This window comes from Neiella litorisoli (assembly GCF_014773395.1).
In the GTDB taxonomy this organism is placed as follows: domain Bacteria; phylum Pseudomonadota; class Gammaproteobacteria; order Enterobacterales; family Neiellaceae; genus Neiella; species Neiella litorisoli.
On the sequence record NZ_JACXAF010000003.1, the window covers coordinates 359,436 to 380,535 of the forward strand.

22 protein-coding genes and 1 tRNA gene are annotated in these 21,100 nt (G+C 49.8%); 10 read left to right on the forward strand and 13 right to left on the reverse strand.

Annotation, left to right across the window (positions count from 1 at the left end; all coding sequences use genetic code 11):
* Positions 1-133 precede the first annotated feature (133 nt).
* Both clpS and clpA read left to right on the forward strand, forming a co-directional pair.
* Entirely contained in the window at positions 134-457 is a 324-nt protein-coding gene (gene clpS, locus IC617_RS03775; protein ID WP_087506579.1) for an ATP-dependent Clp protease adapter ClpS, read from the forward strand.
* 71 nt (positions 458-528) lie between these two features.
* A complete protein-coding gene (gene clpA, locus IC617_RS03780; RefSeq protein ID WP_191143636.1) occupies positions 529-2,814 on the forward strand; it encodes an ATP-dependent Clp protease ATP-binding subunit ClpA in 2,286 nt (761 codons plus the stop codon).
* Between the two features lie 73 nt (positions 2,815-2,887).
* Here the strand turns inward: clpA and infA are convergent, their stop codons facing one another.
* The 5 genes from infA to ald form a co-directional block, all read right to left on the reverse strand.
* Positions 2,888-3,106, reverse strand: a complete 219-nt coding sequence (gene infA, locus IC617_RS03785) for a translation initiation factor IF-1 (protein WP_087506518.1) — start codon at positions 3,104-3,106, stop codon at positions 2,888-2,890.
* 84 nt (positions 3,107-3,190) lie between these two features.
* Complete coding sequence (locus IC617_RS03790; RefSeq protein ID WP_191143637.1) at positions 3,191-3,922, reverse strand: arginyltransferase; 732 nt, start codon at positions 3,920-3,922, stop codon at positions 3,191-3,193.
* A 6-nt stretch (positions 3,923-3,928) separates the two neighbouring features.
* Complete coding sequence (gene aat / locus IC617_RS03795; RefSeq protein ID WP_191143638.1) at positions 3,929-4,609, reverse strand: leucyl/phenylalanyl-tRNA--protein transferase; 681 nt, start codon at positions 4,607-4,609, stop codon at positions 3,929-3,931.
* 24 nt (positions 4,610-4,633) lie between these two features.
* Positions 4,634-5,593 (reverse strand): thioredoxin-disulfide reductase, encoded by a 960-nt coding sequence (gene trxB, locus IC617_RS03800; protein ID WP_191143639.1) that lies wholly within the window; start codon positions 5,591-5,593, stop codon positions 4,634-4,636.
* Between the two features lie 160 nt (positions 5,594-5,753).
* Entirely contained in the window at positions 5,754-6,869 is a 1,116-nt protein-coding gene (gene ald / locus IC617_RS03805; RefSeq protein ID WP_191143640.1) for an alanine dehydrogenase, read from the reverse strand.
* Positions 6,870-7,020: 151 nt separating this feature from the next.
* Here ald and lrp point away from each other — a divergent pair, with 151 nt between their 5' ends.
* The 6 genes from lrp to IC617_RS03835 all read left to right on the forward strand — a co-directional run bounded on the left by lrp (position 7,021) and on the right by IC617_RS03835 (position 14,869).
* A complete protein-coding gene (gene lrp, locus IC617_RS03810; protein ID WP_191143641.1) occupies positions 7,021-7,491 on the forward strand; it encodes a leucine-responsive transcriptional regulator Lrp in 471 nt (156 codons plus the stop codon).
* A 139-nt stretch (positions 7,492-7,630) separates the two neighbouring features.
* Positions 7,631-10,093: a DNA translocase FtsK gene (locus IC617_RS03815; RefSeq protein ID WP_191143680.1), complete on the forward strand. Its 2,463-nt coding sequence runs from the start codon at positions 7,631-7,633 to the stop codon at positions 10,091-10,093.
* Positions 10,090-10,710, forward strand: coding sequence for an outer membrane lipoprotein periplasmic chaperone LolA (gene lolA / locus IC617_RS03820; protein WP_191143642.1), 621 nt, complete (start codon positions 10,090-10,092; stop codon positions 10,708-10,710). Before IC617_RS03815 ends, lolA begins: the two co-directional genes overlap by 4 nt.
* A 33-nt stretch (positions 10,711-10,743) precedes the next feature.
* On the forward strand, positions 10,744-12,060 hold the full coding sequence (locus IC617_RS03825; RefSeq protein WP_191143643.1) for a replication-associated recombination protein A: 1,317 nt from the start codon (positions 10,744-10,746) through the stop codon (positions 12,058-12,060).
* A 127-nt stretch (positions 12,061-12,187) separates the two neighbouring features.
* Complete coding sequence (serS, locus tag IC617_RS03830) at positions 12,188-13,468, forward strand: serine--tRNA ligase (RefSeq protein ID WP_191143644.1); 1,281 nt, start codon at positions 12,188-12,190, stop codon at positions 13,466-13,468.
* 390 nt (positions 13,469-13,858) lie between these two features.
* Positions 13,859-14,869 (forward strand): hypothetical protein, encoded by a 1,011-nt coding sequence (locus IC617_RS03835; RefSeq protein WP_191143645.1) that lies wholly within the window; start codon positions 13,859-13,861, stop codon positions 14,867-14,869.
* A gap of 45 nt (positions 14,870-14,914) precedes the next feature.
* Here IC617_RS03835 and IC617_RS03840 read toward each other — a convergent pair whose 3' ends face one another.
* From IC617_RS03840 to IC617_RS03865, 6 genes are all read right to left on the reverse strand, one after another.
* Positions 14,915-15,268: a TusE/DsrC/DsvC family sulfur relay protein gene (locus IC617_RS03840; protein WP_191143646.1), complete on the reverse strand. Its 354-nt coding sequence runs from the start codon at positions 15,266-15,268 to the stop codon at positions 14,915-14,917.
* A gap of 17 nt (positions 15,269-15,285) precedes the next feature.
* Positions 15,286-15,558 carry a DsrH/TusB family sulfur metabolism protein gene (locus IC617_RS03845; protein WP_191143647.1) on the reverse strand — a complete coding sequence of 91 codons (273 nt, stop codon included), beginning with the start codon at positions 15,556-15,558 and terminating at the stop codon, positions 15,286-15,288.
* Positions 15,542-15,892 carry a DsrE family protein gene (locus IC617_RS03850; RefSeq protein WP_191143648.1) on the reverse strand — a complete coding sequence of 117 codons (351 nt, stop codon included), beginning with the start codon at positions 15,890-15,892 and terminating at the stop codon, positions 15,542-15,544. Before IC617_RS03850 ends, IC617_RS03845 begins: the two co-directional genes overlap by 17 nt.
* A gap of 9 nt (positions 15,893-15,901) precedes the next feature.
* On the reverse strand, positions 15,902-16,285 hold the full coding sequence (gene tusD / locus IC617_RS03855) for a sulfurtransferase complex subunit TusD (RefSeq protein WP_191143649.1): 384 nt from the start codon (positions 16,283-16,285) through the stop codon (positions 15,902-15,904).
* A 65-nt stretch (positions 16,286-16,350) separates the two neighbouring features.
* Entirely contained in the window at positions 16,351-17,550 is a 1,200-nt protein-coding gene (gene gltS / locus IC617_RS03860; RefSeq protein ID WP_191143650.1) for a sodium/glutamate symporter, read from the reverse strand.
* 147 nt (positions 17,551-17,697) lie between these two features.
* Positions 17,698-18,357 carry a Bax inhibitor-1/YccA family protein gene (locus IC617_RS03865; protein ID WP_191143651.1) on the reverse strand — a complete coding sequence of 220 codons (660 nt, stop codon included), beginning with the start codon at positions 18,355-18,357 and terminating at the stop codon, positions 17,698-17,700.
* A 265-nt stretch (positions 18,358-18,622) separates the two neighbouring features.
* Here IC617_RS03865 and IC617_RS03870 point away from each other — a divergent pair.
* Positions 18,623-18,714 (forward strand) — tRNA-Ser (locus tag IC617_RS03870).
* 95 nt (positions 18,715-18,809) lie between these two features.
* Positions 18,810-20,534 carry a site-specific integrase gene (locus IC617_RS03875; RefSeq protein ID WP_191143652.1) on the forward strand — a complete coding sequence of 575 codons (1,725 nt, stop codon included), beginning with the start codon at positions 18,810-18,812 and terminating at the stop codon, positions 20,532-20,534.
* A gap of 4 nt (positions 20,535-20,538) precedes the next feature.
* Here IC617_RS03875 and IC617_RS03880 read toward each other — a convergent pair whose 3' ends face one another.
* Positions 20,539-20,784 (reverse strand): hypothetical protein, encoded by a 246-nt coding sequence (locus IC617_RS03880; RefSeq protein ID WP_191143653.1) that lies wholly within the window; start codon positions 20,782-20,784, stop codon positions 20,539-20,541.
* A 143-nt stretch (positions 20,785-20,927) separates the two neighbouring features.
* Positions 20,928-21,086, reverse strand: a complete 159-nt coding sequence (locus tag IC617_RS03885; RefSeq protein ID WP_191143654.1) for a hypothetical protein — start codon at positions 21,084-21,086, stop codon at positions 20,928-20,930.
* Positions 21,087-21,100: the final 14 nt, after the last annotated feature.

Here is a 21,100-nt window from a genome sequence, read left to right on the forward strand (position 1 = left end):
GTACCTTTTGCCACTCTAGTACAAAGTTCGTACGAGTCAAGAAAACGTTAATACAAAGTTGGTAATTTGTGCGGTTAGTAGAATGTGCGTTATCGCGCGAATTTTCGTATATCGGTTTGAGCTACTATTGAATATGAGTGAAAGAAACACAGATTTGGCCCATGAAGATGTGGTTGAGTCGAAGCCTGAATTACAAGTAAGAGAGCCAAAACTGTATCAGGTTTTGCTGAACAACGATGATTATACTCCGATGGATTTTGTTATCGATGTGCTGCAACGGTTTTTTGCTCATTCACCTGAGCGAGCGACTCAGATCATGCTGGAAGTCCACAACGAGGGACGCGGAATTTGTGGTGTATATACCCGAGATGTCGCTGAAACCAAGGTTGTCCAAGTCAATCAGTATTCGCGTGAAAATGAGCATCCGTTACTTTGCTCGATGGAGAAGGCGCAATAATTGCATTGATCCCAACCGCATTACCATGAAGTACACCTTAGTAGGTGGAATGATTAGTAAGGGGCGTGCCTATGTTAAATAAAGAGTTAGAAGTCTCGTTGAATGATGCATTCCGAGAAGCCCGTAACAAGCGTCATGAGTTTATGACAGTGGAGCATTTGTTATTGGCACTTCTCCAGAATTCTGCGGCGGTCGGAGCCTTGGAAGCGTGTGGCGCTGACATTGACCGCTTGAAAGTTTCCCTCACCGAATTTATCGAACAAACAACCCCTCTGATACCGACCGAAGATCAGGAACGCGAAACTCAGCCGACCTTGGGCTTCCAGCGCGTGCTGCAGCGGGCGGTGTTCCATGTGCAATCGTCGGGTCGCAGTGAAGTGACTGGCGCCAATGTGTTGGTGGCCATGTTTAGCGAGCAAGAGAGCCAAGCGGTGTACTTTCTCAAGCGTGAGTCGGTATCGCGACTGGACGTGGTGAACTTTATTTCACACGGCATCCGTAAGGTTGAGAATTCTGGAAGCGAATCTTCTGCGTCGAATCAAGACCGCCTCGACAGTGATGTTGAAAGCACCGAGTCGGCGCCAGCAAGCGATTCGGTTCTGGCGAATTTTGCTACCAATCTAAACGTGCTTGCTGCCGAAGATGGCATCGACCCATTAATTGGTCGGGAAGACGAGCTAGAGCGCGCGATTCAAGTGCTTTGTCGTCGCCGCAAAAACAACCCGCTGTTAGTTGGCGAAGCTGGAGTTGGTAAAACGGCCATTGCCGAGGGTTTAGCTTACCGGATTGTGCAAGGAGAAGTGCCGGATATTATCTCCGACAGCGTCATCTATTCGCTCGATTTAGGCGCGTTGTTAGCGGGCACCAAGTACCGCGGCGATTTTGAAAAACGCTTTAAGTCATTGCTCAAAGAGCTGCAAGAAAAGCCCCACGCGATCATGTTCATTGATGAAATCCATACCATTATTGGTGCCGGTGCAGCATCAGGCGGCATGATGGATGCGTCAAATCTGATCAAACCTTTACTAACAAGTGGCCAGTTGCGCTGTATCGGTGCAACCACATATCAGGAATATCGCGGCATCTTTGAGAAAGATCGCGCCTTGGCGCGCCGCTTTAAGAAAATCGATGTGCCAGAGCCAAGTGTTGAAGACACCACTAAAATTCTGCTTGGTTTGAAAGCGCGTTATGAAGAGCACCATGGTGTTCGTTATACCAAACCTGCGATTAGCGCTGCCGCCGAGTTGTCGGCGAAGTACATTAACGACAGGCACCTGCCGGACAAAGCCATTGACGTGATTGACGAGGCTGGCGCTCACACTCGTTTGGTGCCGGTTAGTCGCCGCAAGAAAACGGTCGGCGTGAATGAAATTGAATCCATTATTGCCAAAATGGCTCGGATCCCAGCGAAGTCGGTGTCATCGACCGACAAAGATGTACTTAAGAATCTTGGCCGCAACCTGAAAATGGTGGTGTTTGGTCAGGACCGCGCCATTGAAGTGTTGTCGGATGCAATTTTATTGCAACGCTCAGGACTCGGTCAGGAACAAAAACCTGTCGGCAGCTTCTTGTTTGCGGGGCCAACGGGCGTCGGTAAAACCGAAGTCACTCAGCAGCTTGCTAAGCTGATGGGGGTTGAGTTGATTCGCTTTGATATGTCTGAGTACATGGAAAGGCACGCGGTGAGCCGATTGATTGGTGCGCCTCCGGGTTATGTCGGCTTCGATCAAGGTGGCCTGCTAACCGATGCGGTGCTCAATCATCCCCATAGCGTCGTGTTGTTGGATGAGATTGAAAAAGCGCACTCCGATGTCTACAACCTGTTGTTGCAAGTGATGGATCACGGCACTTTAACCGATAACAATGGCCGCAAAGCCGATTTCCGTAACGTGATCTTGGTGATGACCACCAATGCCGGTGTTCAAGAAACGGTCAAGAAATCCATTGGTTTCCAAGAGCAGGACAACACCACCGATGCGATGGGTGAAATCAACCGGGTATTTACCCCAGAGTTTCGTAATCGCCTCGATAACATCATTTGGTTCAACCACTTGAACGAAGAAGTGATTCAGCAGGTTGTTGATAAATTCATCGTTGAACTGCAAGCTCAGCTCGATGCTAAGGGGGTGTCACTCGACGTTGATACCAAGGCTCGCAAACATCTGGCAGAGAAAGGGTACGACAAAGCGATGGGTGCACGCCCAATGTCTCGGGTGATCCAAGAATCGCTGAAACGTCCACTTGCCAACGAGTTGCTATTTGGTTGTTTAGCCAATGGTGGCACAGTCACAGTTACCCTCAAGCGAGGTAAACTGGTGTTTGACTACGGCAAAGAAACCGCTGATTGTGCGACTTAGTCTTGATGATCTGTTGCAGCAACAAAAAGGCCCGCGAAAGCGGGCCTTTTTGTTGGAAACTTTTAAACGCAAATTAACGAGCACGGAATACGATACGACCTTTGCTCAAGTCATATGGAGTTAGTGCTACGGTTACTTTGTCGCCGGTCAGAATGCGGATGTAGTTTTTACGCATTTTGCCACTAATGTGGGCAATAACCACGTGACCATTTTCTAGTTCCACCCGGAACATAGTATTCGGCAGGGTTTCCAGAACCGTGCCTTCCATTTCAATGCTGTCTTCTTTAGCCATTCAGGATTCTCGTTCAACTGCCATGAGTGTATGGACCTATTTAAGCGCGCGGAATTGTGCCCGAAATCCCTATGACTGTAAAGGTTAGGTTGCTGATTTTTTACTCATACACCAGTTGCCATCGATGAATTTTTCATTTGGTTGGAATTTTGTTTTGTAATTCATCGCTTGGCAGGCATCAATTTGGTAACCGAGATAGAGGTACTTTTTGCCAATGGCTTTGGCTAATTCGATTTGTTGCAAAATACAGGCGCTACCGAGTGAACGATGAGCTAATTGCGGATCGAAATATGTGTAGAGTGCCGACAATGCGTTTGGCGTCTCATCGGTAATCGCGACGGCAATCAGTTGATCCTGATACCAGCATTCCAGATGCAATACCGATAACCAATCACAACGGCCAAATTGGGTTAATTGTTGCCGATCGGGAGGATACATCGAGCCGCTTCTGTGCCGCTGCTCGATATAGCGACAGTAGAGTTCAAAGTGGGCATCGCTGACCTCATCAGTCACTAACCATTGGTAGCTTTTAGATTTAGCAATGATCCGCTTTTGACTTTTGCTTGGTTGAAAATCTGCAACGGGGATCCGCAGGGATTGGCAGGCATTGCAACTGGGGCAATGGGGACGGTAAACATCCATGCCGCTGCGGCGGAAGCCATGAGCCAATAAATAGTCATAGCCATATTCGTTCATCACTCGCTGATCGAGTACAAACAACAATTGCTCGGTGTTGCCAGCAATGTAGCTACAGCCAGAAGGCTGGCTTAATGCTAAGCGGGCGCGTTGATCGTGTTGCCAAGGATCGGAACTCATGTCGAATCAAGCTGATGGGAACTGGTTGCATTGTAGCAATAGAGCTTGGTTTAAATGCAAGATGAAATCAGTGCGATCAACTAATTGTGCGCCCAAATTCATTAAATGTGGGTTTTCAAGCTGGCAATCTAGCAAGCTCATACCGGCACTTTTCATGGATTCAATGAGGGCTAGAAAAGCGACTTTGGATGCCCCAGATTGACGATGAAACATCGACTCGCCACAAAACACGCCATTGAGCTTTAAGCCGTACAGGCCGCCAACCAGCAGATTGTTGCGCCACACTTCGACGGAATGCGCCACTCCTTGATGATGCAGCTGAATATAGGCGTGCATCATGTCATCGGTGATCCAAGTATCAGGGCGTTGCTCGGTGGGCTCTGAGCATGCCCAAATCACTTGTTCAAAGGCGCTATTAAAGCGAATGGAAAAATCATGATTGCGCCACAACTTGCGCAATGTGCGGCCCGGCTGGTAGCTCTGCGGTAAAACAATACAACGGGGCGTTGGCGACCACCACATGATCGGGTCATCGTCACTAAACCAAGGGAAAATTCCGCGGCGGTAGGCGGCAATCAGGCGTTCGGGGCTGAGGTCGCCGCCAAACGCCAGTAAGCCGTTGGGCTCATCTAACGCCTGAGACGGATCCGGAAACTGTTCCGGATCGTCAGAGAGTTGATAGAGCATGTTCAGCGGTGCTGAGCAATGTTGTTACGACTTGCCTTGGGCATCAAGAAAACGCTCGGCATCAAGCGCCGCCATACAACCGGTGCCGGCCGAGGTGATCGCCTGACGATAGATATGGTCCATCACATCACCGGCGGCATAAACGCCTTCAACACTGGTTTGAGTGGCGTTGCCTTCAGTGCCAGATTGTACTTTCAGGTAACCGTTGGCCATTTCCAACTGACCTTCAAAAATTTGGGTGTTGGGCTTGTGGCCAATCGCAATGAATACACCGGCCACGTCAAACTCTTCTTTTGCGTCTGATTTGGTATCGGCGACGCGAACTCCGGTGACGCCCATGTCGTCGCCCAGTACTTCGTCTAATGTGCGGTCGGTATGAAGAATGATTTTGCCTTCTTCAACTTTGTCCATCAGACGCTTCACCAAAATCTTCTCGGCGCGGAAACTGTCGCGGCGGTGAATCAAATGAACTTCTGAGGCGATGTTGGCCAAATAAAGGGCTTCTTCAACGGCTGTGTTACCACCACCGACAACCGCTACTTTTTGGTTGCGGTAGAAGAAACCATCACAGGTTGCACAGGCAGAAACGCCTTTACCTTGGAATGCGGTTTCTGATTCGAGACCTAAGTATTGAGCTGATGCGCCGGTCGCAATGATCAAAGCATCACAGGTAAAAGAGCCTGAGTCGCCAGTCAGGGTAAATGGACGTTTGCTGAAGTCGACCTTATTAATGTGGTCAAAAATAATTTCAGTGTCGAAGCGCTCAGCATGCTTGAGCATCCGTTCCATTAATCCTGGGCCGGTCAATCCTTCTGGATCGCCAGGCCAGTTTTCTACTTCCGTGGTGGTGGTTAACTGACCACCTTGCTGAATACCGGTCACTAAAACTGGGTTTAGATTGGCGCGTGCAGCGTAAACTGCAGCCGTGTAGCCGGCAGGACCTGAACCTAAAATCAACAATTTGCAGTGTTTGGCTTCACTCATAAAAGGACTCCCAAGCCATCTGTAATTAAAATCAAAGTGGCCGATTGTACGTGTAAGAATAATTGCTGGTAAATACGATGTAGGTCTAAATAGGCAAAATTAAAGGGCCAAGTGGCCCTTTAATTTGTTATGACGTTAGAGCTTTTGGTTATTCAAGCGATTATGCCAATACCGATTCAGCACTGACGTAGTCATAGTTGAGGGCTTCGGCAACTTCTTCACAGGTGATCTGACCGCGGAATACGTTGAGGCCATTACGCAAGTGAGTGTCCTGTTTCAGCGCTTTTGCATAACCTTTGTCAGCTAGTGCCACAATATAAGGCAACGTTGCGTTGTTAAGGGCAAAGGTGCTGGTGCGCGGCACTGCGCCTGGCATGTTCGCGACACAATAGTGTACGACATCGTCAACCACATAGGTTGGTTTGTCGTGCGTGGTTGGCGTTGAGGTTTCCACACAGCCGCCTTGATCGATTGCTACATCAACAATTGCTGCGCCTTTTTTCATCGCTCGGATGTGCTCAGCGGTCACTAGTTTGGGGGCCGCTGCGCCAGGGATCAATACGCCACCGATCACCAAATCAGCATCTAAAACGTGTTGCTCAATGGCTTCGGTCGTTGAAAAAACCGTGCTGATGGTGTGACCAAATTGCGCGTCGAGCTTGCGAAGTACAGGGATGCTGCGATCCAGTACCACTACATTGGCGCCCATACCAACAGCCATTTGCGCCGCATTGACGCCAACCATGCCACCACCGATCACCACGACTTTTGCCGGTTCTACGCCAGGGACGCCGCCAAGCAGCATGCCGCGACCATGGTGGCTGCGCTCAAGGGCTTGGGCACCAGCTTGAATTGACATCCGGCCGGCCACTTCTGACATCGGTGCCAGCAATGGCAATCCGCCGTTAGCATCCGTCACGGTTTCGTAAGCAATACAAATAGCTTTTGAGGCAACCAAATCTTTGGTTTGCTCTGGATCTGGCGCCAAGTGGAGGTATGTAAACAAGATTTGATCAGGGCGCAGCATGGCACGTTCAACGGCTTGTGGCTCTTTGACCTTCACAATCATTTCGGCACGAGCGAAGATGCTTTCGGCATCATTGGCAATATCAGCACCGGCGGCGCGATAGTCATCGTCGCTAAAGCCAATGCCTTCACCAGCTTGGGTTTGCACCATCACTTGGTGACCACGCTGGGTCAATTCACGAACACTTGCTGGCACCATGCCAACCCGATATTCATGGTTCTTAATCTCTTTCGGTACGCCAATCAACATTGCTTTAATCTCTCATAAGGATGACGGTATGGAACGTAACAAAGTATAAAAGTAGATTTAACGAATTAGTCACTGAAATACTGCATATTTAAAGTGAATTACTCTGCTAAAATGCAAAATTAATAGTGTCACTTAGTGTTAATTCTTTTTTATGCCAAATAAACCTCTTGATCGTATTGATAAGCGAATCGTCCAGGAGCTGCAATTCAATGGCCGTATTTCCAACGTTGAACTCGCGCGCCGAATCGGCTTGTCGCCAACGCCTTGTTTGGAGCGGGTAAGGCGACTTGAACAGCAGGGCGTGATCCTCGGCTACCAAGCAAATATAGACCCATCGAAGGTGGGTGGTAGTTTGCTGGTGTTTATTGAGGTGACCCTTGATCGAGCGGCTCCCGACGTCTTTGAGCGATTTAATACCGCTGTGGTGCAATTAGATGAAATTCTTGAGTGCTACCTGGTCTCCGGCAATTTCGACTATTTGTTGAAGACTCGAGTCGCAGATATGTCGGCGTACCGCGCCATGCTCAGCTCAACCTTGTTGAAACTGCCCAATGTCAGTGACACCCGTACCTACGTGGTGATGGAAGAAGTGCAGGCTAAAACGCGCTTGCTGATAAAGTAAAAATCAATGCGCGCACGCCGCAAAGCAGGTTACAGGCGTTGGTCATGGACGTTGATTTTGTTATGGTGTAGCCAGTTTTTTTACACGGACTGATTGTACTTTGAGCGAACCTGTAACCGAACCTGTTGCGCGGCCCCAAATGTCGGGTTTACAACGGTTATTTGAAGCCGGCCTAATTATCTTCTCGGTCGCTGCGTTATTTATTCTCATCGCCCTGATGACCTTTCATCCCGGCGATCCGGGTTGGTCGCAAACCAGCTTTCATGGCGCTATTCATAATGCGGCCGGTCCCGCAGGCGCGTGGATTGCCGATTTTCTGTTATTCGTGTTTGGTTGGGTTGGCTATATAGCGCCATTACTCACGGCCTTGCTTGGCTGGGCCTTGTTTAACCACAGATACGTTCTCTCTCAACTGGATTACTTGTCGCTCAGTTTGCGTTTGATCGGCGGCTTAAGCTTGATGCTGGGCCTGACCGGCATTTCCAGCATTAACTTCGATGACCTCTACTACTACAGCTCGGGTGGCCTAGTCGGCGATCTCATTGCTCAAGGCTTACTGCCTATTGTCGGCGTCGGCGGCAGTCAATTGCTGCTAATGGCGTTGATTGTATTGGGAATGAACCTGCTCACAGGGGTGTCGTTGATTTGGCTGGCCGAAAAAATTGGCCAAGGCGTGTTTTGGTTGTTGACTGGGTTGACCGATTTACCCGCATGGTGGGCTCAACGGCAGCAACAAACCGCTGAGCCGGAAGCGGCAACTGCCAGCGTAGAAGCCCCTCAGCACAACGAGGTCGCAGAATCGCCACAGGTTGCAGAATCGCAGCCAGAGCAAGAGCCTGAAAAAGCGGCGCCAATGAGCCAATTATTGAAAGACTTGATTGGCAATGATAAGTCAGAGCCAAGCCAGCCTGAGCGCATCGAACCCTCGTTGGATGGCCAGATCGATGATGACGAGCCACCATTTGAGCTTGATGCGGAACCTCAAACAACAAACGCCAATAAAGCGAATAGCAAGAAAGCATCCGCCGAGCTCGATGATGATAAAGACTACCTGATTGAAGATGGCACGGTTTATCTCAAATCGGATCTGGTCGATGAGCCGCCGGTTGCACCGATGCCGACCCTCGAATTGTTGGAAAAACCAGACAAAAACAAGAACCCAATTACTCAAGAAGAACTCGATGCCGTTGCTCGACTGGTTGAAGTCAAGCTGCTTGATTTCAACATCGAAGCGAAAGTGGTGGCGGTTTATCCCGGCCCTGTAGTAACTCGCTTTGAATTGGATTTAGCGCCAGGTATCAAAGTTGCCAAACTGACCAGTTTGTCAAAAGATTTGGCCCGAAGCCTATCGGCAGTCAGTGTCCGTGTTGTGGAAGTGATCCCCGGCAAAACCTATGTCGGTATTGAGATCCCGAATAAGAAACGCGAGGTGGTACGGTTAAGTGAAGTCATCACCGCGAAGAAATTTGAAGAGTCAAAATCACCGTTAGCCATGGTGCTCGGTGCCGATATTTCCGGTCAGCCGGTGGTGGTTGACCTTGCTCGGATGCCGCATCTTTTGGTGGCTGGTACCACCGGATCTGGTAAGTCGGTCGGCGTCAACGTGATGATCGTCAGCTTGCTCTATAAGAGCTCGCCGGAAGATGTTCGCTTTATCATGATTGACCCCAAAATGCTGGAGCTGTCAGTGTACGAGGGCATTCCGCACTTGTTGGCGGAAGTGGTCACCGACATGAAAGAAGCGGCCAATGCCTTGCGTTGGTGTGTTGGCGAAATGGAGCGGCGCTACAAGTTAATGTCGGCCGTTGGCGTGCGTAATCTCGATGGCTTTAACGCCAAAGTGCGCGAAGCCAAAGCATCTGGCCAACCGTTGTTTGATCCGCTATTCAAAGAAACCGAGCAGTTTGCGAGCGAACCGCCGGAACTCGAACCGTTGCCACGCATTGTGGTCATCGTCGATGAATTTGCCGACATGATGATGATTGTCGGTAAGAAAGTCGAAGAGCTAATTGCTCGTATCGCGCAAAAAGCCCGTGCTGCCGGCATCCACTTGGTGCTGGCAACTCAGCGCCCAAGTGTTGATGTCATCACCGGTTTGATTAAAGCCAATATTCCAACTCGGATGGCGTTTCAGGTGTCTTCTCGCGTTGATTCTCGAACCATTCTCGATGAGCAGGGCGCTGAAACCTTGCTGGGGATGGGCGACATGTTGTACTTGCCGCCAGGCTCGCCAACGCCAACTCGAGTTCACGGTGCATTTGTTGACGATCATGAAGTGCATGCCGTGGTTGATGATTGGAAAAAGCGTGGCAAGCCAAATTACATTTCCGAAATTCTCGCCGGTGAGATTGCCGACGATGTCGTGATCCCGGGTGAAAAAGCGGGTAACGAAGAAGATTATGATCCGCTTTATGATGAGGCCGTTGCTTTCGTTTGTGAAAGCCGCCGCGGATCGATTTCCAGTGTGCAGCGTAAACTAAAAATTGGTTACAACCGCGCTGCTCGTATTATTGAACAGATGGAAGCAGACGGTATTGTGTCGCCGCCGGGCCATAACGGTAACCGTGACGTACTGGCTCCACCACCGGTAAAAGACCTATGACAAAATGGATCCGATTGGCTGCGCTTAGCATGTGCGGCATGATGAGTGCTGCTCAAGCCAATCAAGCAGATGCGCAATCATTACAGCAGTACTTAGCCTCGATGACAGGCTTTACCGCCAAATTTGAGCAAACCGTGTACGACGAGCAACAGCAAGTGCTGCAACAGTCGACCGGTAACTTAGCGATTAAACGGCCAGGCATGTTGCGCTGGCAAGTTGAAACGCCCGACGAAGAACTGCTGATCGCCAACAATGATGCGCTGTGGCTGTACAGCCCATTTCTTGAGCAGGTGAGCATTTACGACTTGCAAGCTGCGATTGGCCAGTCGCCCTTCATGCTATTGACGAGTGATGATCCGGCCATTTGGCAGGACTATGATATTAGCCAAAATGAAACCGGCTATCGCATTGTGCCAGTGACGGCGGGCTCGGTGGCTTGGTTGCAAGTTAATCTTAATGGCGTGGCAATCGACAGTATTCTGATGCAAGACAATGCCGGTAAACAGACTCGGTTTGTGTTGCAGCAGTTTTCTGCCCAGGCGCCGGCAGAGCTGACGTTATTTCATTTTGATATTCCAGAGGGTGTGGAAGTCGATGATCAGCGCTCCGCTGGTTAACGGCTCACACGGCCGTTCACGCTGCTCAATACCATGCAGGATTTATTTTCTAGCCCCAGTCATCAGCCATTGGCCGCACGCATGCGGCCCACTGCGCTTGCCGATTATGTCGGCCAGACGCATATTTTGGGTGAGGGCAAAGCGCTACGTCGAGCATTGGAGCAGGGCCAGTGCCATTCGATGATTTTGTGGGGGCCGCCGGGTACGGGCAAAACCACGCTGGCGGAGTTGATCGCTCGCTACACTGATGCCCATGTTGAGCGAATTTCTGCGGTAACCGCCGGCGTTAAAGAGATCCGCGCAGCGATCGCCTCAGCCCAAAGTAAATCATCGCGCACTTTGTTGTTTATCGATGAAGTGCATCGTTTTAACAAGTCTCAGCAGGATGCGTTGTTGCCGTTTATTGAAGATGGCACCGTGACGTTTGTTGGTGCGACCACAGAAAACCCTTCTTTTGAGCTCAATAACGCCTTGTTGTCGCGGGCGAGAGTGTACCTGTTGAAATCACTCGATAGTGATGATTTAACGCAGTTGCTGAATCGGGCGCTGAGTTCTGAAACTGGCCTTAATTTGTCGGCCGACAGCATCACCGATGATGCTAAAACTGCCTTGTTGCGGGCCGCATCAGGCGATGCCCGCCGCCTGCTAAACACCCTAGAAATTGCTTGCGATTTGGCATCTGTAAGCGGCGAAGACCAAGTTGTAATTGATTTAGCGGCGATTCAAGAAGCAGCCGGCGAGCAAGCCGTGGCTGCCGACAAACAAGGTGACCGCTACTACGATTTGCTGTCGGCGTTTCACAAGTCGATTCGCGGATCGTCTGCCGATGGCGCCTTGTATTGGTTTGCCTGCATGCTTGAAAGTGGCATGGACCCGCTCCTCGCTGCGCGTCGGTTGCTTGCTATTGCTTCGGAAGATATTGGCAATGCCGATCCCAAAGCCATGCAGATTGCGCTCGCGGCATGGGATTGTTACCACCGAGTGGGGCCAGCAGAAGGAGAGCGGGCCATTGCTCAGGCGATTGTCTATTTGGCGGTGGCGCCTAAATCAAATGCGGTTTACACCGCATTTAAAGCGGCCCGTGCGGCAGTGCGTGAGCACGGTGCGTTGGAGGTGCCGAACCACTTACGCAATGCGCCGACTCAATTGATGAAAGAAATGGGCTTTAACCAAGGGTATCGTTATGCCCATGATGAACCTGGCGCTTATGCGGCAGGGGAAAGCTATTTACCCGACCCCTTGTCTGCTGCTGAGTTCTATCAGCCAAGCGATCGTGGCTTAGAGCGAAAAATCGCCGATAAGCTGGCTTATTTGCGGCAACAAGACCAAGCCTCAGACAACAAGCGCTGATCGAGTTGCCAATCCATTAAATTGCCCTTTGCCTCAAAGCAGGCGTATGGGTAAAATCAGCCCTCATTTTTTAGTTTGTACCAGCTGCTGCTCGGCTTGAGATGGCAGCACCAATTTGGAATTGACGATGTTAGACGCAAAGTTGCTCAGGAATGATTTGGACAATGTGGTTCGCCAACTCGCCCGCAAAGGGTTTGAGTTTGACAAGGACGCTTACCTTGGTCTCGAATCCCGTCGTAAAGATCTGCAAATCAAAACAGAAACCCTGCAAAACGAGCGTAACGTCCGTTCCAAAAGTATCGGTAAGGCCAAAGCGGCCGGTGAAGACATTCAACCTTTGTTGGCTGAAGTGGGCGAAATGGGCAAGCAGCTCGATGCCGCCAAGGCTGAGTTGGACGAACTGCAAAAAGAGCTGACCGATTTAATGGCCGGTTTGCCAAATATTCCAGCGGAAGATGTGCCTGAAGGTAAAGACGAAAACGACAACGTCGAAATTTCTCGTTGGGGCACGCCTCGTGAGTTTGATTTTGATGTTCAGGATCATGTCGATGTTGGCGCAGATGGCTTGGACTTTGAAACCGCAGTGAAAATCAGTGGTTCTCGTTTTATTGTGATGCGTGGTGAAATCGCTAAATTGCATCGTGCTTTAGCCCAGTTCATGCTGGATCTGCACACCGAGCAACACGGTTACACCGAATGCTACATGCCGTATCTAGTCAATGCCGACAGTCTCTATGGCACCGGCCAATTGCCTAAGTTTGCCGAGGACTTGTTTCATACCCAGCCAGCCACTGAAGAAGGCGTTGGCATGTCGTTGATCCCAACAGCCGAAGTGCCGCTGACCAATACCGTTCGTGACACCATTATTGATGCTGCAGAGCTGCCTATTAAACTGACCGCTCACACCCCATGCTTCCGCTCTGAAGCAGGCTCATATGGTCGTGACACCCGTGGTCTTATCCGTCAGCATCAGTTCGACAAAGTGGAATTGGTGCAGGTTGTGGCGCCAGAGCAATCTGAAGCAGCGTTAGAAGAATTGACCGGCCACGCTGAAAAAGTATTGCAGCTATTAAATCTGCCGTATCGCAAGGTTGTATTGTGTACCGGTGATATGAGCTTTGGTTCATATAAAACCTATGATTTGGAAGTTTGGGTGCCATCGCAAAACACTTATCGTGAGATTTCTTCTTGCTCAAATGTTGGCGATTTCCAAGCCCGTCGGATGCAAGCACGCTATCGCCCTGCGGGCGCGAAAAAGCCTGAGCTAGTCCATACCTTAAATGGTTCGGGGTTAGCGGTTGGCCGCACTTTAGTTGCTATTCTGGAGAACTATCAGACAGCTGACGGCAAGGTTGATATTCCTGAAGCGTTGCAGCCTTACATGGGTGGCAAAACCCAGATCGGCTAATAAAAATAACAGCCAACGAAAACATCGGAGGGAGCCATTTGGCTCCCTTTTGCTTTTTGCATTAAGGTAAAGTGAGTTATTACCTTCTCTTTGTGTTCAAAAGGATTAGTGATGAAAAACATCATGTTGCTAATTGCAAGCCGCTGCGCAGTCGGTTTGATCGTCGTTCATGCAATCTCTACGACGAAATTCCGATGCTTCGCATTGTCCAAGAGGAACGCAATTAAACGCAAAGCCATCCAGATAGGCTTCCAGCCTCGGCAGAATAATATGACCGGGTTGCCATTAACGGCACTGAAGTAGGCGTGTTTACTGGTTTCTCTGGTGATAACGACTAAGCTCAAGGGTGCCGCCTTGCCCCTGTCAACCTGCCGATCCTTGGAGGTCACCATGAAAGACAGACCAAATGCAAAGCAGTTGAATAAAACCCTCGAAGCTTTTGAGGCTCAGATACATGAGTCTTGCTTACCGAAACCGCTCAGCAAAGAGCTGATTTACCTTGCCAATAAAGCCCAATCTGCACTGAAGAAAGCAGACTATTGCGATGCCGATAACAGCATGGCTGTTGCCATGCAAACCATTAAGCGCAATCTTGGCAGCAACATAAGCTTGCGGCTCGGTTTTAAACTGAGTGACACCATCTTGGCGAATATCCGACCGTACACCGCCGCTGATGTCGGTGTTTTAGCCATGGATAGTGGCGAGTTTGCTGAGCGATTTTTCCAGATCTACGCAGACGATCCCTACCGACCGCCCGGTTTGCCAAGCTATATGGAAAAGCGCCCTTTTCCTGAGGATGTTCAAGCTGCTGCGGACAGCGTTTTAGATCTGATTAGTAGTTTTGAGTTACCCGAAGAGCAGTTTGCGATCTTGCATCAGGATGTTGGCAACTTTGTCATGGAGGCGAATAACTACTGCGCTAACACCAACAAAGTTGATGTGTTGTTCACTCAGGATCTACTGTTAACCACCATCTACTTCGACCTGCTTGATATGCAAGGCACTTATCTCACGCAGCATCAGGTCATGAGTGTGATGGGGCTAATCATTTTCGCCGCACCGCCAGCTTGGTTATGTTGGTCGCCGCCGGCGATATTGGCACAGATTGCTTTAGTTGTGTTGGGTACGATTGTTTACGGCATCTACAAAGGCCTGCGCTGGGCAGCAACTCGCAAGGCGTATCAAGGTGCTTGGACCTTTGTGCGGACCTGTAAAGTTACAGTTGCTCAGGCCGTTGCCGACATCAATCGCAGAGTTGCAGGTTTGGATGCCGCTCAAACCAAGGAAGTGAAGGACGCGCTGAAGAAAACTCGCAAGGGTATCCGTAAGGGCACCATTGTGACCATTGGTAATCGAGCGAAAGTATTGCAAAAGCTCAACGCCATGATCGCAGCCATTTAAATGGCACAAGTGAATAACGCCGCCAGTATTGGCGGCGTTATTGTGTCAGATACACTTCGCTGGCTTAGGTAAACCGGCGATACGGGTGGCCTGTTTTGCCGGCCCTTTGCGAAACAGTTTATACAAGTAGCGGCTGTTGGCTTTTTCCTCTGGCCACTGCTTGCTCAAGGCTTTTATTAGCATACGAATCGCTGGGCTGGTATCGAACTCTTGATAAAACTGTCGAACGAAGCTCACCACTTCCCAGTGCTCATCGGTTAACTCAATCTGTTCTAACTCGGCAAATGCATGGGCTACGTCTAGCGACCATTGGTCAAAATTGGCCAAGTAACCATGTTTATCTAACGCAAGCTCAGTGCCATTGTCGAGTGTAAGAAGAGTTGGCGGCGTAGTTTTCATGCTAGTTCTATCGGCGGCTAAATTCGAATAATGTGTTGGCATCGTAGGCTTAGGTCAACCCACTGGCCATGGTCAATGATCTGCGCCCTAGGCTCGACCGAACGGGCCGAACAGTCACTAGTCAGTGCATAAATTCGGCTGATCGGGGGCAGTTGACTCTGTTGACGATAAACGCCATTTTCAACTAGCACGATGACATCATCTTCAGTCACTAAATCTAACCAGTTGCCAGAGATCTCATCGCGGATCACGTAGAGCAGGGCGATTGGCCGATCAGATACGGATGACATGCGTTGCCTCCAAGAGCAGTTGGCGGATTCTATCATTGCTGATCAGTTCTGGGGAGCCAATCAATGACTGTGGGTTAAGGTTCATTGCCTTTGCTTCATCAGCGGCAATATAAACCTGGTCGATATCGAACAACGGCAGCGCGTTAAACAATTTGCCAAGGTTTTTGGCGCCAGCGTCAGCAGCATTGGGAGTCGGTACCAGCTGGCGCACACCTTGGCCACTGAATAGCAGGCTCACTTGCTGATCATAGGCGGCGAAGGCGAGTGCCGCGTCGAGAGTTTCTCGGGCATTGATGGAGCCGATTGCCGGCTGCGTTGACCAGATCACTATCATCGCCAGCTCCTAAAATTGCACGACGCGATCGCTGTTAATAGTGGCTTTGACCAGTATGCCCAAACCACCAATCTTGAATTGCTTGGCTAACAGCACTTGTTCCGCTTCTTCAAGGGACTCAGCGCCTCCTAAGCCGCGCCGCTGCGCTGCTGCGCTACAGATATCAAGTGGCACTTGATGTTGTAAGGCAAACTGCTGCCAATGATGCTGAGGACACCATTCATCGGCGGGCCAGTCGAGATGGGCATCGGCAATGGTCACCGCTTGTTGGAAAAAGAATACTTGCTCGATCACGTGGCCTTTAGCAATAGCAGCCTTTGCATAGGCTAAGGCATTGACATGGGCATTGTAGTGCTCAGGTGGACTATCAATAAGCAAAGTGATTCGGGCCATAGTACGACAAGTATCCGTTATTCAGTCGCCAGCCAACATCGTGACGTAGTTGGCTGGCAATCCAATCAAAGCCCCACAAAGAAGCTGATGATGATGGCGTTGACAATATCGACGAAGAAACCGCAGACCAAAGGCACCACAATAAAGGCCCGGTGCGCAGCACCGTGCTGGTGGCTGACTGCGGTCATATTGGCGATTGCGGTGGCGGTAGAGCCAAGAGTAATGCCGCCAAAGCCGGAGCAGATCACTGTCGCTTCGTAGTCTTTGCCCATTACTTTGAACACGACAAAGATGGTGAAGACCACGGACAGCAAAATTTGCAATGTCATCACCGAGCCTAAGAATAGCAGTGACCCTTTCAGCTCCCAGATTTGCAGCGACATTAATGCCATGGTTAAAAACATACCTAAGCAAATATCGGAGATCAGTGCCAGACCTTGCTCCTGTCCCGGCCAACGCAATTTAGGGAACAATGGCGCAACGGCATTGCGAATGAAAATACCGGCAATCAAACAGCTAACGAACTTAGGTAACTGGGCCCCCATATCGGTCAGCCATAAATCAAGAAAGTGGCCCATGATAAGTGCGACGTTGAGCCACATCCAAGCCCATAAAATGGCGTAGTGTTCAATTTTGGTGTGGGTTTTATCGTGGGCAACACCAACATCGAGATCGTCATGCGAGCCGGTTTTCAGTTTATGTTTTTTGATTAGATAGCTGGCAATTGGGCCACCTAAACAACAAGCGCTGATCAGACCAATGGTGTTGGCGGCAACACCGATTTCCATACCGTTGGTAATGCCCAAATCTTCAACAAAAGTTGGTGCCCAAGCGAGGGTGGTACCGACACCGCCGATCAGCGAGATAGAGCCTGCCATCAAGCCAGTTTTCGGATCGAGGCCAAAGCCTGTCGCAGCACCAATACCGATAAGGTTTTGCAGAATGATGTAAATCACCGCAAGTAGCACCAGAATGGCCAATGGTTTGCCGCCGGACAGTAAGGTTTTGATGTCGGAACGGAGACCAATACCAGCAAAAAAGTACAGTAATAGCCAGTCACGAACATCAAGCTCAAAGTTAACTTGTATGTCTGCAACCGCGTAGATAAGCGCCACCACAATGGCACAAAGAAAACCACCAATCACCGGCTCAGGGATACTGTAAGCCCTCAGCACCTGATAGCGCATGATGGCGACTTTACCGATAAACAGCAAAACAATCGTGAGGGTGAAGGCAACAAAGCCGTGAACTTGCAACGTTTCCATGGCGAACCAAGCCTTTTATTTCTTAGGATTAGCGCTAAGCATAACCTAACAGATTTAACATAGTGATAAATATTAGGATGTTATCGTTGAACTGCAGCTGAAAAAAAGCCCTGCGTGGGCAGGGCTCTTTGCGTAATAGGGGGACGCTTAGTCGTCGTTCATCACACCCAGCAAGTGCAACAGGTGAACGAACAGGTTGAACACGTCGAGGTACAAAGCAACGGTTGCGCGAATGTAGTTGGTTTCACCACCGTTGATGATGCGGCTGGTATCAAACAAAATCAGGCCCGACATAATCAGTACCATACCTGCAGAAATAGCGAGGCTCATTGCTGGAATTTGCAGGAAGATGTTGGCAATGGATGCCACAATGGCAACCACCAAACCGACCATCAAGAAGCCACCCATGAAAGAAAAATCTTTCTTGCTGCTCATGGCGTAGGCTGATAGCGCGAAGAAAATCAACGCAGTGCCGCCAAGCGCTTGCATGATCAGTGACGGACCATTCGGCAGAGCCGCGTATGCGTTTAGCATTGGCCCCAGCGAGGCTCCCATCAGACCTGTGAAGGCGAAAATCCACCCCAAACCTGATGCTGAATCAGCTTTTTTGTTGACGACAAATAACAAACCAAATGCGACCAACATCATTACCAATGCCACCATGTGGCTAAGGTTCATGGCCATCGACACACCTGCAGTGACTGTACTGAACAGCAGCGTCAGTCCTAACAGGCTGTAAGTGTTGCGTACCATCTTATTGATGGAACCAGCTTCAACCGCTGGGCTGTACATGCTTTGTTGTGCCATCTATTCGGCTCCTTCTGTTACCAAACTAGGGTATTAGAGTTCCGGACTCGCTAAGGAGTTCCCGAGACCCATTATCATTTGGTACTTATAGTGGCGACGATTGGATCCTTTTTCAAGCCGCAAAAAGTGTGGAAATAGCATTATTATTGGTTGTTTATGTATCAATTTGTTTGATTTTTCAGCGTTCGAACGAGAAAGCCATTTTTTTGCAATTTTTTGCTTTACAACAGCCAAAGGCGTCATTAATATGCGCATCACTCGCTGCGGAGAGGTGGCAGAGCTCGGTTGAATGCACCTGACTTGAAATCAGGCGAAGGGTTAAACCTTCCGGGGGTTCGAATCCCTCCCTCTCCGCCACTTATCTGAAGGCCTCGCAATACGCGGGGCCTTTGTCGTTTAAGGGCTACAGAGAATCTGGCACCTCATTGACTGGTACATAGAGGTGGTACAGAATGCCCTTGATGACTAGTCCTTGGAAACACCCCCAAACCGGAGTTTATTACTTCCGTCGAGCAGTACCCGCAGATATTAAGAAAGCGGTTGGACGCTCGTTAATCAAAAAGACGCTTGGAACCAAAGACCCCGAGGAAGCCAAGCGGCTAATCGTTCCCCATATTGCCGAGAGCGACGAGCTATTCCGTATGGCTCGACTCAGAGCCGATCAAGAAGTCTCACACTCAATAACAGCGAAAGACGCGGCGATCATTGCCTCGCGTTGGTATGAGCGTATGAAAGACGAGATCGACGCCAAAGGCGGGGACGTTGGCTTTGTCTCAAAGATAGTCCACGAGGACGGCTCAATCAGTTTCGAAGAAAGTACCGACTTATTGAGAATTGTCGGAAATGACATTCACTTCGCCAGCGATGCTCAGCTCGATCTCCTTGGGGAGCAACTAGGGACGTTTATCGACGAGCAGCTTCAAGTCGAGACCTTGAGTGTGTCCAAAGGGTCGGATCAATATCGTTGGATTGCGAAAGAGTTCTTTATCTTTTTGCATGAATTGGAAGGTCTCAGCAAAGCTCGAATGCTGAATAATTGGAACTATAAGTCTGCTCCTTCGATAGCTGATTCGGTCCTGTCTGTCGATAAGACAAGGGACAAGGCAAATGCCCCGAGACCGGTCGAAGGGAAAGGACCGCTTTTGTCTCAAGTCTTGGCGAGCTACCTCGACGCAGAGAAAGCGAAGGTCGGAGAGAACCTCAGTCGACTGAAGTCATTGGACAGCTATGAGGCAAGCTTCAAACGCTTTGTGGAGATCGTCGGGGATATTCCCGTCGATGGCTTGACGTCCCATCATGTCATTCAATTTCGAGACACGTCGCTCAAGCTTCCAAAATCGAAGACTCAGCAGATCCGAAGTATGCCGATAGAGCGGCAAATTACCTACGCCAAGACAAACGAATTGACTCTCGTAAGCCCGTCGACCGTTAAGAACACGCTCAAGCATGTCTCAACGATCATTAACTTTGCGGTTGAGGCTGACTTTATCTCAGTGAATCCAGTTCAACGGGTCAAGAAGCCACAAGCGAAGAAAGTTGTCGACGCGTCAGAGCTTGAACGGGGTTACGGCGCTGAGGAGCTGGATAAGATATTCAGTCATGAACAATTCAGGGATGCGTCAGCTCATAAGCGTCATGGATGGGCGTCGTATTGGATCCCGTTGATTTGTCGATACACAGGGGCGCGACTTAATGAGATCGGTCAGCTAAATACGAGCGACATTCAACAGGAAGGCAGCGTCTATTACTTCAATATCAGACGAGGGAAGGGACAATCGGTTAAGGCTGACAGTTCGGTCCGACACGTTCCGATCCATCGACACTTAATTGAGTTGGGTCTCTTGGACTACGCCGAGTCAATCGGAGAAGGGCCTTTATTCCCTCAGGTTCCCCGTAGCAAACAGACAGGCTCAACGACCAGCGCCCTTAGTAAATGGTGGGCGAATATTGTTAGGGGACAGGGAGTCGACCCCAAGGCTCCGGCCCATGAGTTCCGACATACGATCAAAACTGAATTGAGGGGACTCAGCGTTCCGGACAGTGTTAGCGATCGAATTACTGGACACAGCGCCAAAGGCGAGGGCGGTCGTTACGGCTCGGTTAGTCTTGAGTTTCGACAAGAGGTGATCGACAAAATCACCCCTGTATCAGTCGGACGAATCTTTAACAGGGACTAAGCGACTAACCCCGCGACACTCCTTCGAACGCGATCTTAGTGCTCAGAATTACGCAAGGACGGCCCGAGGTTTTCAGTCTTTCGACGGCTTCGGGTTCGTTGACCTCTTTCCAATCATATTGACCCACGTCCCCGAGTTCGACGTTCAGGACGTCCTCAGGGGTTGCCGCATAGATCAGCTCGGGAAGGTCGGTGAGGATTGTCTCGTCGAATACGATCGGGGCTTCTTCGTAAGTTAATTCGTCTTGCATTGTTACTACTCCTTTTGATGGGTTTCCGTTGAACAACGAGGGACACTCTAGAATATTCAAAAAGACAAAATAACATATATTTATCAATAACTTACAATAGCGATCGCGGGATTGGGATTGACCCCTGAGTCTGTTCCCAAGGGTTAGACGTTGAGGCCCTTTTCTCGCATCATTTCGAACATTTCTCGGAGAGAACGGGTCAAGAAGTTGGAGCGTCGACAATCCTTGCACTTGTTGGCAATCCAAAGCTTGCCGGTCATTAAGTTGGAGACTTTGGCCTGAAAATCAGAGGTCGGTTTCATTTCGTTACAGCAAG

What these genes read in the sequence shown, in the direction of transcription:
- clpS (WP_087506579.1), top strand. Translation starts at nt 134, where the DNA reads ATGAGTGAAAGAAACACAGATTTGGCCCATGAAGATGTGGTTGAGTCG.
- clpA (WP_191143636.1), top strand. Translation starts at nt 529, where the DNA reads ATGTTAAATAAAGAGTTAGAAGTCTCGTTGAATGATGCATTCCGAGAA.
- infA (WP_087506518.1), bottom strand. Translation starts at nt 3,106, where the DNA reads ATGGCTAAAGAAGACAGCATTGAAATGGAAGGCACGGTTCTGGAAACC.
- IC617_RS03790 (WP_191143637.1), bottom strand. Translation starts at nt 3,922, where the DNA reads ATGAGTTCCGATCCTTGGCAACACGATCAACGCGCCCGCTTAGCATTA.
- aat (WP_191143638.1), bottom strand. Translation starts at nt 4,609, where the DNA reads ATGCTCTATCAACTCTCTGACGATCCGGAACAGTTTCCGGATCCGTCT.
- trxB (WP_191143639.1), bottom strand. Translation starts at nt 5,593, where the DNA reads ATGAGTGAAGCCAAACACTGCAAATTGTTGATTTTAGGTTCAGGTCCT.
- ald (WP_191143640.1), bottom strand. Translation starts at nt 6,869, where the DNA reads ATGTTGATTGGCGTACCGAAAGAGATTAAGAACCATGAATATCGGGTT.
- lrp (WP_191143641.1), top strand. Translation starts at nt 7,021, where the DNA reads ATGCCAAATAAACCTCTTGATCGTATTGATAAGCGAATCGTCCAGGAG.
- IC617_RS03815 (WP_191143680.1), top strand. Translation starts at nt 7,631, where the DNA reads ATGTCGGGTTTACAACGGTTATTTGAAGCCGGCCTAATTATCTTCTCG.
- lolA (WP_191143642.1), top strand. Translation starts at nt 10,090, where the DNA reads ATGACAAAATGGATCCGATTGGCTGCGCTTAGCATGTGCGGCATGATG.
- IC617_RS03825 (WP_191143643.1), top strand. Translation starts at nt 10,744, where the DNA reads ATGCAGGATTTATTTTCTAGCCCCAGTCATCAGCCATTGGCCGCACGC.
- serS (WP_191143644.1), top strand. Translation starts at nt 12,188, where the DNA reads ATGTTAGACGCAAAGTTGCTCAGGAATGATTTGGACAATGTGGTTCGC.
- IC617_RS03835 (WP_191143645.1), top strand. Translation starts at nt 13,859, where the DNA reads ATGAAAGACAGACCAAATGCAAAGCAGTTGAATAAAACCCTCGAAGCT.
- IC617_RS03840 (WP_191143646.1), bottom strand. Translation starts at nt 15,268, where the DNA reads ATGAAAACTACGCCGCCAACTCTTCTTACACTCGACAATGGCACTGAG.
- IC617_RS03845 (WP_191143647.1), bottom strand. Translation starts at nt 15,558, where the DNA reads ATGTCATCCGTATCTGATCGGCCAATCGCCCTGCTCTACGTGATCCGC.
- IC617_RS03850 (WP_191143648.1), bottom strand. Translation starts at nt 15,892, where the DNA reads ATGATAGTGATCTGGTCAACGCAGCCGGCAATCGGCTCCATCAATGCC.
- tusD (WP_191143649.1), bottom strand. Translation starts at nt 16,285, where the DNA reads ATGGCCCGAATCACTTTGCTTATTGATAGTCCACCTGAGCACTACAAT.
- gltS (WP_191143650.1), bottom strand. Translation starts at nt 17,550, where the DNA reads ATGGAAACGTTGCAAGTTCACGGCTTTGTTGCCTTCACCCTCACGATT.
- IC617_RS03865 (WP_191143651.1), bottom strand. Translation starts at nt 18,357, where the DNA reads ATGGCACAACAAAGCATGTACAGCCCAGCGGTTGAAGCTGGTTCCATC.
- IC617_RS03875 (WP_191143652.1), top strand. Translation starts at nt 18,810, where the DNA reads ATGCCCTTGATGACTAGTCCTTGGAAACACCCCCAAACCGGAGTTTAT.
- IC617_RS03880 (WP_191143653.1), bottom strand. Translation starts at nt 20,784, where the DNA reads ATGCAAGACGAATTAACTTACGAAGAAGCCCCGATCGTATTCGACGAG.
- IC617_RS03885 (WP_191143654.1), bottom strand. Translation starts at nt 21,086, where the DNA reads ATGAAACCGACCTCTGATTTTCAGGCCAAAGTCTCCAACTTAATGACC.